The sequence below is a fragment of the Paenibacillus sp. V4I5 genome (assembly GCF_030817255.1).
Taxonomy (GTDB): domain Bacteria; phylum Bacillota; class Bacilli; order Paenibacillales; family NBRC-103111; genus Paenibacillus_E.
The window spans coordinates 5,048,028-5,061,384 of sequence record NZ_JAUSZB010000002.1 but is presented as its reverse complement, the minus strand read 5'-3'; the positions used below and the strand labels follow the sequence as shown (position 1 = coordinate 5,061,384).

Annotated in this window: 10 protein-coding genes; 2 read left to right on the top strand and 8 right to left on the bottom strand. The window is 46.0% G+C overall.

Annotation, left to right across the window (positions count from 1 at the left end; translation table 11 throughout):
* Position 1: 1 nt before the first annotated feature.
* The 6 genes from QFZ78_RS25090 to QFZ78_RS25065 form a co-directional block, all read right to left on the bottom strand.
* Positions 2-880, bottom strand: a complete 879-nt coding sequence (locus QFZ78_RS25090; protein WP_307551573.1) for a carbohydrate ABC transporter permease — start codon at positions 878-880, stop codon at positions 2-4.
* 1 nt (position 881) lies between these two features.
* Positions 882-1,847: an ABC transporter permease gene (locus tag QFZ78_RS25085; protein WP_307551572.1), complete on the bottom strand. Its 966-nt coding sequence runs from the start codon at positions 1,845-1,847 to the stop codon at positions 882-884.
* A 169-nt stretch (positions 1,848-2,016) separates the two neighbouring features.
* Positions 2,017-4,311, bottom strand: a complete 2,295-nt coding sequence (locus QFZ78_RS25080) for a helix-turn-helix domain-containing protein (protein ID WP_307551571.1) — start codon at positions 4,309-4,311, stop codon at positions 2,017-2,019.
* Positions 4,312-4,436: 125 nt separating this feature from the next.
* Positions 4,437-5,381 carry a DUF1861 family protein gene (locus QFZ78_RS25075; protein ID WP_307551570.1) on the bottom strand — a complete coding sequence of 315 codons (945 nt, stop codon included), beginning with the start codon at positions 5,379-5,381 and terminating at the stop codon, positions 4,437-4,439.
* A 584-nt stretch (positions 5,382-5,965) separates the two neighbouring features.
* On the bottom strand, positions 5,966-6,841 hold the full coding sequence (gene aguB / locus QFZ78_RS25070; protein ID WP_307551568.1) for an N-carbamoylputrescine amidase: 876 nt from the start codon (positions 6,839-6,841) through the stop codon (positions 5,966-5,968).
* 5 nt (positions 6,842-6,846) lie between these two features.
* Positions 6,847-7,881 (bottom strand): agmatine deiminase family protein, encoded by a 1,035-nt coding sequence (locus tag QFZ78_RS25065; protein WP_307551565.1) that lies wholly within the window; start codon positions 7,879-7,881, stop codon positions 6,847-6,849.
* 231 nt (positions 7,882-8,112) lie between these two features.
* Here QFZ78_RS25065 and QFZ78_RS25060 point away from each other — a divergent pair, with 231 nt between their 5' ends.
* Together QFZ78_RS25060 and QFZ78_RS25055 are read left to right on the top strand one after the other, a co-directional pair.
* A complete protein-coding gene (locus QFZ78_RS25060) occupies positions 8,113-8,748 on the top strand; it encodes an FMN-dependent NADH-azoreductase (protein ID WP_307551563.1) in 636 nt (211 codons plus the stop codon).
* 132 nt (positions 8,749-8,880) lie between these two features.
* A complete protein-coding gene (locus QFZ78_RS25055) occupies positions 8,881-10,449 on the top strand; it encodes an IS1182 family transposase (protein WP_307551562.1) in 1,569 nt (522 codons plus the stop codon).
* A gap of 94 nt (positions 10,450-10,543) precedes the next feature.
* Here the strand turns inward: QFZ78_RS25055 and QFZ78_RS25050 are convergent, their stop codons facing one another.
* Both QFZ78_RS25050 and QFZ78_RS25045 read right to left on the bottom strand, forming a co-directional pair.
* Positions 10,544-11,281, bottom strand: a complete 738-nt coding sequence (locus QFZ78_RS25050; RefSeq protein ID WP_307551561.1) for a metallophosphoesterase family protein — start codon at positions 11,279-11,281, stop codon at positions 10,544-10,546.
* A 19-nt stretch (positions 11,282-11,300) separates the two neighbouring features.
* Positions 11,301-13,121, bottom strand: coding sequence for a beta/alpha barrel domain-containing protein (locus QFZ78_RS25045; RefSeq protein WP_307551559.1), 1,821 nt, complete (start codon positions 13,119-13,121; stop codon positions 11,301-11,303).
* Positions 13,122-13,357: the final 236 nt, after the last annotated feature.

Sequence of the window (13,357 nt, the reverse complement as noted above, 5' to 3'; positions counted from 1 at the left end):
ATCAACCTTTAACTGAACCTACGATAAGTCCTTTAACGAAATATCGCTGGAGAAATGGATATAAAAACACGATCGGGCCAAGTGTTATCACTACGGTTGCCATCTTCGCGGATTCTGCAGGAGCGGTATATTGACTGCTTGCACCTGCCGGAATCATGCTGAGCATTTCAATGTTGGACCGGATTTTAAATAAAACGTACTGAAGAGGGTATAAGCTCTTATCATCAACTAACATGATGGCATTGAACCAATCATTCCAGTAGGCCAGCGCATAGAAAAGAAGAATGGTCGCTAACACAGGGACACATAACGGCAAGTAAATCTGAAAAGCAATTCGCAGATCATTAGCTCCGTCCATATAGGCTGATTCCCTGAGCGCACCCGGCAGTGCTTCCATAAAGTTGCGTACTAGAAACATATTGAATGCATTGAATAACAGCATAGGAACAATAAGAGCAAACAGATTGTCTACCAATCCTAGCTTTTTGCACATGATATACCATGGAACCAAACCGCCATTAAAAAGCAGCGTAATGAAAAAGTATAAATTAAGTCCTGCACGGTATTTCACTTTTGGATTGGAGAGCGTATAGGCGGCCATAGCCGTGATAATCACAGCGATTAGGCTGCCGGCTACGGTTACCGTGATCGTCACCATATAGCTCTTGAGCAATACAGTCTTATTGTTGAGTAAAGTGCGATAAGCCTCTAGTGAAAAATGCTCGGGTATCAGCTGATACCCGTTCCGAATAATACTGTCTTCATCCGAGATGGATACCATCACCGTAAGAAGCATAGGCAGAATACATAGGAGGGCATAGATCGCCAGCACGATATAGATCAACATCCCCGCCGGATCGAAGCGTTTCAGTGTCTTCATCTCAATAAAGCGCCCCTTCCTTGAAATATCTGCGTGTAAACCAATTCGCAATGAAAACGAGCAGTAATCCTACTGTTGATTGGAATAAGCCTACAGCCGCTGCATTGGAAGGATCTCCAATTTGCCGAAGCGATCGAAACACATACGTATCAATGACATCCGTCGTCGGGTAGAGCACACCATTATCGCCGATGATGGCATAGATCATGCCGAAGTCCCCATAGAAGATTTTGCCTAAGTTTAATAAGGTCAATATGGCAATTGTCGGTGCCAAGAGAGGCATTGTAATCCTCCAAATTTTGTCCCACCTCGTAGCCCCATCGATTTCAGCAGATTCATAAAGCGAATGATCGATTCCCGTTATCGCTGCCAAGTAAATGATCGAGCCCATTCCCGCTTCTTTCCAAATCTTCATAGCCACGAGAATCCATGGCCAGGCCTCCGCTTTGGTGTACCAATTCACCGTTTCCATCCCGAAGAACGTAAGCATCTGATTGATCATGCCAAAATCGGTAGAAAAAAGTCCGTACATCATATAACTGACAATAATCCACGAAAGAAAATTCGGAAATATCATCGTTGTCTGTGCGAATCGTTGAAACAAACGGCTTCTTATTTCGTTAAATAAGATCGCGATGAATACGGCGCTAACTGTGCCAGCAATGAGAAACATGACATTTAACTTCACCGTGTTTATGGTAATTAACAGCGCATCGTTGGTCTTAAAGAAGAATTCAAAGTTTTTGAAGCCTACCCACTCACTGCGGAACACACCCTTCTGATAATTAAAATGTTGAAAGGCTATCAACAGGTAGGGGTAAGTGGCATACGAGAAGATAAAAACATATAGGAGGGCAGGGACAATTAATAAGTAGGAGAACCGATTGCTGAAAAGCTCGTGCAGTACTCCTGTTTTCTTCTTGACTTTGGAAACGCTCTCTTTTTTTAAGGATGTTCGTGTCTGCATGCAGCACCTCTCACTTTCGGGTTGACTTCAGCATAGGAGATTGCAGCGGTGCTGTAAATTTCGAGTATTGGTATTCCTTTCGATAATTCGTGTTGCGACTTATTAAAAATAAGAAATGCTATCAAAAAAGACGATTGAGTGCCCATTGAGGCCCCAATCGTCCTTATTTTTACGCATTCTTTTGATTTTGTTCTCGATAGCGGGAGGGCGTAACTCCGTATTTTTTCTTAAATACCGTTGAAAAGTAAGAGACATTATAAATCCCGACTTGTTCGCCAATTTGAGCAACGGTATCGCTCGTTCCTGCAAGCAGCGATTTTGCATGCTCCATGCGAATATGTGTAACATGATCATTAAAAGACGTACCCACCATACTTTTGAACATTTTACCGATGTATCCTGAAGTTAATCCTACCTGATCTGATACGATCTCCAGTGAGAGATTAGGGTCGTGGTAATGCTGCTCTAAGTACTGCTTAACCTCTTCAATCACCTTGGAGTTCTTCAAAGCGGCCAAACTCGTTTTATTTTCTTCGATCATATCTACAATTCGAAAGCAAAAAAGCTTCATCATGGTTTGAATTTCATCCAGCGTTTCTGCCTGTGGAAGTTCATTCATAGCCAAATATAGCTCCTTGGGATCAGCATCCCACCATTCCACGATACTTTCAAATTCTCTCGTTATAGCCAGATGTAAAAAGCTTGCATACTGTAAAGTTAGTGACGGAGAACCACATCGGGATAATAAGGCCGTCCATTCTGCGATCTCTTTTTGAATGGTCCTGGGCTGACAAAGTTTGATGGCATCGATGATCTTGCGCTCCATTGCTGCTGGGTAACGCGTATGTTCGTCAGGAAGGATAGATCTCGTCGCATCAAGCAAACTGCCGTACCCCCAAAACAGCTTCAATGCCATATACCGTTGCGTAGATCGATACGAGCGCTCTATGTCTCCTATAGCCGAAACCACATCACCAATGCTTACCGATATAGATGTCTTGTAATAGTCTTTAACAGCCGCCTGGATTTCGTTCAGGATGAAATATAACTGCTCGTCCGGTGCAGACTGATCCCATTGAACAATCATCGTAATTTCATTTTCCTCGAGAATAACCTCATCATTTCGATAGATCTTGCTAATCATCTCTTGTGCAATATTGCTTATGGCGAAACGAATGAGCTCCCTGTCAAGAGCGCTGTACGTGTTCTTAAAACTATGGTATTGATCGATTTGAAACTGAATAACAGCAAAATAAGGACCTTGCATACGAGAAAGTAACTGCTGTTCAATATCCCCCGTATAGCCAGATGACTGCGAACGTCCTTTCAGCATGTTGTACATATAGCCGTTTTTCAGTAAATCAGAAGACCGTGACAGCGTCATTTCCATTGATTTGGTCACCTGTATGGAGTTAGAGAATGCTTCCGATAATAGCTTGTACTCATCCAAACGAAGAAGAGGTTTGGTTTCAGAAGTTCCACTTTCCGTCACCTTATCTACTAGTGCCTTGATTGGGTTATACAGGTTGCCAGTGACAATTAATGATATGCAAGCTCCTGTAATGAAAAGAAATAGCGCAATAAGGAGCATCAAATTACGAAGCTCATAAAGTTTCGAAAGCAATTGATCGTAAGGGCGAGCACTAACAAACACCCAATCCAGTGTTTCTGACTTCACATAAGTAATGAGGAATTTATGATGTTCAAGTGATTGAACAAAGCTGCCCTGACTTCCCTCATCGGATAAAATGCGTTGAACATAATCGTTTTCCGAGAAATTCTTCATAAATTGTTCGGAATCCGAATGAGAGATCACCGTGCCTTTTGAGTCCATAACAAAAGTACTTGTATCGCTGGACGAACTGCTAATACTGCTCATCGTATTTTGAATATATGTCTCTTTTAAATCGAGTACGATGGCTGACTTCGTCGGCCCCGAAAAGACAGGTTCAGGAATAATCTTGAACGTTAGTAGTTGAAGCGAATGGCCATTTCCATCTAAAACTTTACGAGGATAAAAACCAAGATAACCGGTCTGTCTTCTTTCCGCCATTTGCGGGTCTGCAGGCAGAGAAGCGACATCAACATAAGCCATATTGGTGAAATTATAAATACTGATATTGGCTAAGAAAGGATAAACGCTTTGCATCTTCGTTAATAGAAGATTAGCGTTGTAATTTGCAACTTTATCATCCACATTAGCATTCATGAAGGTGATGATCTGGTTATCACTCATCAGTTGGTTCGTAATGTTCTGCACTTGTTCAAAAACGACATTCGCCGTATAGCTCACTTGCGAGAGCATTTCCCGAGAGGAGAGATCGATTTCTTTGACGGCTCTAGTCGAGAACATCGAATACAAGATGGTGCATAATAAGCTGATCGTCACCATTATTAAAAATAAGTAGGACAATATTAGTCTTCTATATACGCGATAATGTTGAATACGCTTTAAAAATCCCATGATGTAGTCCTCCTTGACTCCATCATAACTTATTCATCTTCACTAATGTATCTTAAAAAAGATGACTCAATTTCAAAAATCAGCAAAAAGCCCCGCCTGAAGACCAATCAGGTGGAGCCATGTATTCATCTATTTTCATATTCCACGAATGGATCATCAATAAGCAGTCTATGTGCCTCTGCATCACTTACACCTGCATACAACATTGCCTTGCCATCCTCCAAGCGATGAAGACCTCCGCTGAAAATGACATCGATGAGATCGATTCTCTTGGCAGGTCCTTGAGGAAATTGATCACGCGTGGCGATGATCTTAATTGGACTTCTTTCCGAAGTCTTCGGATCGAAAGCAAATGTCATGGCATGGTAATGGCGAATCTCGCCTTCTTCCATGTAAGAAATATGACCAAGAACACCCGCCAGCCCGTTCTTTAACACGTGTGCTTCATTCACGCCTCCCCATTCATCCTTCTGAAACTGATCCGTGAATACAGGAGCTGCATCGATCACAGCTTCATTCAAATCTTCGAGCTTTTCAAGCTCTGTATAACCAATGACAGCCCGGGCTCCTTCAACACCAAATGGCCGTGTAAATACACCTATTCGTCCGTTTGCATATTCGATAAGACGGATATCTTTCATGTGATCAGGACCGCAGGCAAAGTAAGTTAAATCTTGAATATCCTTCCCCTTAAACAACAAGGTACGCCATGTTTTGACCTGATTAGGATTCCCCGTATCAAAGACGACCTCGACACCACCGAAAACTAACTCTCCGGAAATAAACGTGAAAAAAGGATCCTGTAAATCAAAGGTAATGGTCCCTGCCCTCGGTATCCATGTGCCGCCGCGATTCACGAAAAACATAACCTCTGAACGTTCAGAATCACGGGACTCCACACGACCAGCAAGAACCATTTCTCCGCCGTCCATAAAAGGAGCCGCAATATTATAAACATCCTTATCGCCAACGCCTGCGAAGACAAGCTTTTCTGCACCGTAAGCTTTCTTGTTGAATGCCTCCAGCAGCTGCTTGGAGGACTTTACTTCATTACGCAAAGAAAGTGTCAATGTACCTTCTCCCCATTCCTATTTGTGATGTTTTTGATCATAAAGTAGGCATAGAGAAATGTAAATTTCGATTTTTAGGAATGAGTATTGAGAATTTGCAATCGTTGATTTTTATAGGAAATCACTATTTCTCTTTCCTTAGCATCTCGTAGCTAGCCAGCTATTCTCTGCCGTTTCCCTATGCTTTCACAGGGTACGTTTATCTAAATGCTTCACGTCACTCCCTTATTTCACCTCCGAAGGCAATATTTCTGTCAAAAATGGCAAAATAGGGTGTCCAGGTCCCCTTTACGCTCAAAAAAGCTGGAATTTGATAAATAGCACATCGTAATTCCGTTTGCCGCTTTCGAGCCCTGCTAGCATTCCCTAAATGAGCGGCTCCAACCACCGCTTTTGTTCGACAATGAAATCGGAGGCAGGCTTTCGGTTTGGCATAAAATCTAGTCAAAAAAAGAGCTGCTCCCCAAGGAGCAGCCCTATAATTACTACCAAACCAAACATGGTTAAAATACCGATAGGCCCGACCGGTGCAGTGATCGAAAGCCCCAGTAAAATCCCCTTCAACAACGGAATGAGCATCGTTATTACAGTACCTGCTCACCATCATACGTAGCAATTTTCTTGTAAAGATCCGGACGGCGATCACGGAAAATGCCCCACTCGATACGCTGAACTTCCAGCTGATCGAGGTCAAATTCGGCAACAAGCACCGTTTCCTCATTGCGGCCAGCTTCCTCAATCATATTGCCCTGCGGGCCTGCGATAAAAGACGAACCATAGAAGTTGATGCTGGATTCTTCATCTTCTTCCTTACCGATTCGATTCGACGCGATAACCGGCATCAAGTTCGCCGCGGCGTGGCCGCGCATGCACATTTGCCAGTGATCCTTAGAATCGATCGAACCGTCCTGCGGCTCGGAGCCGATAGCGGTCGGGTAGAACAGCAGCTCCGCACCCATCAATGCCATAACCCTTGCAGCTTCCGGGTACCATTGATCCCAACAAACGCCTACGCCAATTTTGGCATAACGTGTTTTCCAAACCTTGAACCCGGTATCACCAGGGTTAAAATAGAACTTTTCTTCATACCCCGGACCATCAGGGATATGACTTTTGCGATAAAGGCCAAGCACTTCACCATCTGCATCGATGACTGCTAACGAGTTGTAGCGCGCATAATTCTTTTTCTCATAAAAGCTTATCGGCAGTACGACCTGAAGCTCTTTAGCAATTTCGCGAAAGTGTTTGATCGCTTTGTTGTTCTCCAGCTCCGTCGCGTAATGATAATAGTCGGACTTCTCTTTTTGGCAGAAATACGGTGTCTCAAACAGCTCTTGGATCAAAATAATTTGAGCGCCCTTCGCGGCTGCTTGGCGAACCAAGGTCTCTGCTTGGCGAATGTTTTCTTCTATATTATCGGAACAGCTCATTTGCGTTGCTGCTACTGTGACATTTCTCAATGGAATCACCCTTTCTTGCTTGCTGGCATTTGTTGTGTCGTGCAATGGACGTTGCCGCCTTCTTTGATGATGGACATGCCGTTTATTGTGCGGATTCTGCGATCTGGGAAAGCTGCGCTTAGCACTTCTTCCGCCTTACGATCTGTCTCTTCTGCCGTTCCGCCGAACACCGGCAAAATAATGCCGCCGTTTACGAAATAAAAGTTCAAATAGCTCAGCGTCAGACGCTGCTCTTCAAAAAACGTTAAAGGAGGCTGCTCGATCTGGATAATTTCAAAAGAACGTCCTTTAGCATCCGCCGCATTGCGCAGAATTTCTAGATTCTCCTGTGTAATCGCGTAGTTCGCATCCTCTGGGTCGTTGCAAACCTGCAAAATGATTTTACCTGGAGCCGCGAAGCAAGCAATATTGTCGACATGACCGTCCGTTTCATCGCCGTCAAGCCCTTTGTTCAGCCAGATGATTTTCTCGACGTTGACGAAGTTTTTCACATACTCTTCGATTTGTTCACGGCTTAGGTCTGGATTGCGGTTCGTGTTCAGGAGACATTCCTCCGTTGTCAAAAGCGTACCTTCTCCATCCACATGAATGGAGCCGCCTTCCATGACGAGCGGAGCATCAAAACGCTTCACACCGTGATGCTCCAAAATTTGCGGAGCCACGTTATCATCTAGATCCCAAGGCGCATATTTGCCGCCCCACGCGTTGAATTTCCAATTCACAGCTGCGATTTCCTGCTGCTCATTTAACAAAAACGTCGGCCCGTTATCACGGAACCAAGCATCGTTATGCGGAATGATCAGAAAATCAACGTTCGTCTCATCAAACATTGCCTTAACTTGCTCAGCATCCACCGGGTTCACGATCACGGTCACTGGCTCGAACTCAGCAATGGCCTTGGCCAAATCAGCATAACCTTTTGATACAACGGCATGATCCTCCGGATAAACCATGGAAGATTGAACAGGCCAAGAAATAAAGGTACGTTCGTGTGTTGTCCACTCTGCTGGCATTCTATAGTGTAAATCATTAGGTTTCATCTCATCCATCTCACTTTATATAAATTTGTTGGCAGCCATATGAAGGGCAAATATTGAAGTCAAATGCACCGTCTTTCATCATATACCAAAAGGAGCTTAGGCTCAATGTACATAGGTTTACAAATTTAGCAATCGTTTATAAACCCATTTCTTCTGCCCCGTATATTTTACTTGCTTTTAATGAACATTATATATGCTTTACCACGCAACCAAATGAAAGGGCGGATCACATTGGCAACTGTTTTACACATCACAGCACATCCCCATGACCACCAAACATCATTCAGTATGGCTGTAGGAAAAGCCTTTATTGATACCTATCGGGAAGCTAATCCTAATGATGAGGTTATCCCTTTGGACTTGTACAGCATTCAATTGCCGCACATTGATGCCGACGTGTTCAGTGGATGGGGAAAATTAAGAGGCGGTCAACAATTCTCAGATTTGAGCAAGGAAGAACAAACAAAAGTAGGTCGAATCGGCGAAATAACGGATCAGTTTGTAGCAGCGGATAAATATGTATTCGTAACACCAATGTGGAATTTTTCTTTCCCTCCGCTTATGAAAGCCTATATCGATGCTATTTGTATCGCTGGCAAGACTTTTAAGTACACAGAAACCGGCCCCGTAGGCTTGTTACCTGATAAAAAAGCACTGCATATCCAAGCAAGCGGCGGTGTTTATTCGGAAGGACCTGCTGCCTCTATGGAAATGGGACATCGTTATTTAGGTATCATCATGGCGTTCTTCGGCATTACGGATTTCCAAGGAATTTTTGTTGAGGGTGTGGCTCAGACACCGGACAAGGCTCCACAAATTAAAGAGGAAGCGATTAGCCGTGCGCAAGCATTAGCTAAAACTTTCTAACAAAGATAAAAGAGGGTGTCCCAAAAGTCATAAAATGACTGAGGGGCATCCTCTCATTTTGTAAACAAAAAGAAACCGTTCTTTGGTAAAATGGAGGTACCACCCAACCACTTACAAAAGGAGACGGTTTCTTTGTACATTCAATATACCATGGATCAACTTTGCCTGCCAATGGACTTGGAGGAAGATATTCCTCAAAATCACCTCGTTCGCATTGTAAACGCCGCCGTGAATCAACTGGATGACGTCATTTTCGACGCAGCTTACCCTGGAGGCGGAAGAGATAGCTATCACCCTAAGATGCTAACAAAAGTGATCATTTATGCCTACACCCAGCGTATTTACTCCTCCCGACAGATCGCCAAGGCTGTCCGCGAAAACGTCATGTTCATGTGGATTGCAGGCAGACAACGACCCGACTTCCGCACCATTAACCGTTTTCGTTCTGAACGGATGAAAGCCCTGCTGGAGACCGTATTTACCGCGGTTCTTCAATTTTTGGCCGACGAGAAGTACGTTCAACTAGAGCACTATTTTGTTGACGGTACTAAAATTGAAGCGAATGCCAATCGGTATACCTTTGTTTGGGGTAAAGCGGTTGTGAAGCATAAGGCCAAGCTTCAGGAGAAAGTGCAGACGCTGTTTGCCACGATCGAAGAAGCTGAGAAGCAAGAAGAGCAGATGCATGTTGGCCAAGACCTAAGCGAACTGGGCGGAGCGTCTGAGATCACAAGTGAAAAATTAGAGATCGCTGTCAAACAATTGGAAGAAAGACTGCAGGAAAACCCGAAGGACAAGTCGCTAAAGAAAGCCGTGCGCACACTTCGAAAAGATCTTCTTCCTCGACTTCAAAAGTATGAAACACATGAAGAAATTTTAGGGAGTCGGAATAGCTACAGTAAGACCGACAAAGATGCTACGTTCATGCGGATGAAAGAAGATCATATGCGAAACGGCCAACTTAAGCCGGGTTACAATGTACAGATCGGCACTGAAAATCAATTTATCCTCGGCTACAGCGTACACCAACGGCCTACCGATACACGCTGCCTCATCCCTCATCTTGAAAAAGTAAAATCGCAACTAGGCAAGCTGCCGAGCACGATCATCGCTGATGCGGGATATGGCGGCGAAGAGAACTACGACTATTTAGAGCAAAATGAAGTCGAAGCCATCGTCAAATATAGCACCTATCACCGTGAGAAAAACAAAGCGTGGCAAAAGGATATTAGTAAAATCGACAACTGGACCTATGACGAAGAACAAGATACGTGGACATGTGCGACAGGACAACCCCTCATTTTCCGCAGAGCAAGCAAAGAGAAAACGGAGAGTGGATATGAAATCGAGTACCGCCATTACCGGAGTGCAAGCTGTGAAGGTTGCCCGCTGAAACCACAGTGTACGAAAGCCCAAGGTAATCGCGAAGTTAAAGTAAGCATGAACTACTTGCGATTAAAGAACCAAGCGCGCAACAAACTCCGTAGCGAAGAAGGTTACGCGCTAGCAGTACGGCGTATGATTGAGCCAGAGCCTGTGTTTGGTGACATCAAGAACAACCGCGGATTCAAAAGATTCCTGCTTCGAGGCTTACCCAAAGTAAGTCTAGAGGTCGGGTGGCTTTCGCTTGCCCATAACTTGCTGAAGAAAGCAGCGATGGACGCTAAAAATAAAGGAGCTAAGCACGTACAAGCCGCTTAGCTCCTTTTTCATTCAAATATTCACTTTTTCTAACGATCTGGAGTGTCCTACACACCAAGACTATCATGGCTTTTGGGACACCCTCTTTTTTTTGTTACTCTTTCGTCTTTTTCCCGCGATATTGACCCGTCCGCAATTCCAAGATATAGGCGTCTGAATCCGGCATTCGCTCATCCTTCGCTTGCTGTACAGCGAGTTCGATGTCGTAAGGCACTCTCACGTGCTGTAAATTGAACGTCGCAGGCTGTTTGCTGTGATAATTCCCCTCAAGAAGGACATAGGAAGCTTGTGTTAAATCCAGCGGATTCCCTACGCTTCCGGTATTGAAAAGCATTTTACCCCTAAGAACCTGCAAATAGGCGTTGTGAACATCACCATAGCCTGCCACGTCGGCTTGCAAAGGCTCCCCGCACAAGTCAGAGGACTCGAACATCGACATTCGTCTTTCCATCTCGTCCCACGGTTGAATACGTTCATAAACGCTTCTTGGCGAAGCATGAAATAACCTCACAAACTTCCCGCTCATCCAAAATTCATAGCAAAAAGGCAGCCCTTTCAAATAAGCCATCCGTTCGCGTCCAAGCCTAGCCTGCTGCCAAAGTAAAATCGGATCTTCGGTAGGGTTTCCGATGAAATCATCCCAGTTTCCCATAATGACCGCGTTGCAAACTTCCCGCACGTGATCAACAATAAGATCCGAATGGGGTCCCTTTCCTACTAAATCCCCTAGACAAATGATCTCTGTAACATGCCGATGCTGAATATCCTTCATAACCGCTTCGAATGCAGGCAAATTACCATGGATATCTGAAATAATGGCTAGTTTCTCCATCGACCCACCTGCCTTTATGTTAATATTTTTGAACACGTGAAATGGATGCTTCTCTCTCACCCGCTCTGCCAACCAAAAACGGATACATCAGATACAATCCAACCACATACAGCAAAACTGCTATATAAACAGGCAACAAATGAATGAAGTCCATATAGCCAATGTGAACATGTATCAGAAGACCGGCAGTAAATCCAGGAAGACCGCCCCAGAGAAACGTCCACCACAACCAGCTCTCACCTTGGTTGACCCCCCATAAAGCGGAGGCTGTAATCGCTACCGCTAATGAAAAGAGCGCTCCGCCGAATCCTGCTCGGTCATGAGCAATGAGCGGAATGATGTGATCGTTCCAAGCATCAAGCTGCTGGACTGTCAGGCCGAGATAGGCTAAATCAGACGGTACGAACACGGTAGTGATACCGACGAAAGATATTGTCAAGCCTCCGATTGCTAAACCAAATCCGAGTACAACGAAGCAGCATTGCCCCCACTGCGCTCTGAGCCAAACAGAATCATTCAACACGCCTGGCTTTTTCCGAGAGGGATGATCTTTCAATCCGCGTAAGGTCAGCAGCAACATTGGCAGCAACACGGCAGCAGCTGCGGCATGAAGAGGATCAAAATAACCATAGCCGAGATAAAGGAAAAAGCTGCTGAACCCCACCGCACACGAAGTAACTACCGCAGTTCGCGCCCAGTGAAGCCCGCAACGCAAGCCATGACGGGCCAGTTGATAATAAAAGATCCCTATCGAAATCATCGTTCCGGCTAAAGTAATGCGGTCGTGGGACATGAAATGTATAATATGCCCATTAAAACGATTTATGACACTTCGGCTCACGCCAAGAAAAGTTTCGTCGTAAGGCAAGAGGACGCTTGTGGACGCAATAAACCATGCGAGTACCCCACCAATCATCATGCCGATACCCAGCAGGCTCATCCAGCCCCAGTTGGCCCAGAATGAAGGCGTTTGGGGCTCAGCTGTTTGCTTGATGCGATCATGAATGATCGCTTCGTTGATACGCTTGGGCAGCCCTGGCCCCGCGTACACCAGCCCGCTATGCAGCTGGATGCTATTCGCTCCGGCTGCCAATAGCTCTAGTGCATCCTGCGGCTGATGAACGCCGCCGGCCGCAACAATCGTGCTCCGCTCGCCTAACGACTCGCGGAGCAGCCGAACCTGGCTCAGCTGCGCCCCCAGCGCCTCCGCACCGCCGCCTATGCGTTCGCGGCGGGTGCCCGGCTCGCGCAGCGCTTCGCCGACGACGACACCGCTGAAGCTCTTGGCGGTGTCGGTGAGTTCACGCAGCATCCCGATGGGAGTTGGTTGCGGCAGGTAGAGCAGCAGCGGCTTCCCCGGGGCCGCTGCTAGTGCTATAAGGCGTACCTCGCGGAGGTACGCCAGGGCTTCTTCCGCTGGCCAGCCTTCGGCGAGGCCATCGATGTAGAACCCCGCCGCGTACGGCGCCAGCTTCGAGAGCAGCTCCTGCTGCTCAAGCAGCGCCTCGCGCGGCGAACTGCCCGGCATCGGCCGCAGCCGCACGAAGTGCGGCAGGCGATGCCCCGTGCCCTTGCGCAGGCGCTGGACGATTGCGTCCGCGCCGTCGTTGACGCAGCCATCGGGGTACACGATGGCTTCCTGCATCACGTCACGTTCGATCAGCGCGTCATTATGCACTTCTCGGACCGTCACAGGTCCGATCTCGATGAAACCAAACCCGAACTGGGCCAGCGCCTTTTGCGCAGTGCCGCTGAGGCCGATGGGACACAGAATCGGCACCACCGCCAGATTATCCTCGAGGATCGGCGACAGCTCCATGTGACCCATTGTTTTGATCACGAATGTTCCGCCTGGGACACGGCTTAATCCACCTATTGCATGTAGGGTCATGTTCCGGGCTAAGCGCCCCGGCAGTCGAAATAACAACGGACGAAATATCGTGTGATAAGACCAATCAGGCATCGATATGTACTCCTGTATTTGTTTATTTTATCCAGTATACCGCGTATTCGGCATCGTGCCTACGTCACAGATTGTTGCTATTCCCTGTGATTATAATCACACAGTCTCCACAC

What these genes read in the sequence shown, in the direction of transcription:
- QFZ78_RS25090 (WP_307551573.1), bottom strand. Translation starts at nt 880, where the DNA reads ATGAAGACACTGAAACGCTTCGATCCGGCGGGGATGTTGATCTATATC.
- QFZ78_RS25085 (WP_307551572.1), bottom strand. Translation starts at nt 1,847, where the DNA reads ATGCAGACACGAACATCCTTAAAAAAAGAGAGCGTTTCCAAAGTCAAG.
- QFZ78_RS25080 (WP_307551571.1), bottom strand. Translation starts at nt 4,311, where the DNA reads ATGGGATTTTTAAAGCGTATTCAACATTATCGCGTATATAGAAGACTA.
- QFZ78_RS25065 (WP_307551565.1), bottom strand. Translation starts at nt 7,881, where the DNA reads ATGAAACCTAATGATTTACACTATAGAATGCCAGCAGAGTGGACAACA.
- QFZ78_RS25050 (WP_307551561.1), bottom strand. Translation starts at nt 11,281, where the DNA reads ATGGAGAAACTAGCCATTATTTCAGATATCCATGGTAATTTGCCTGCA.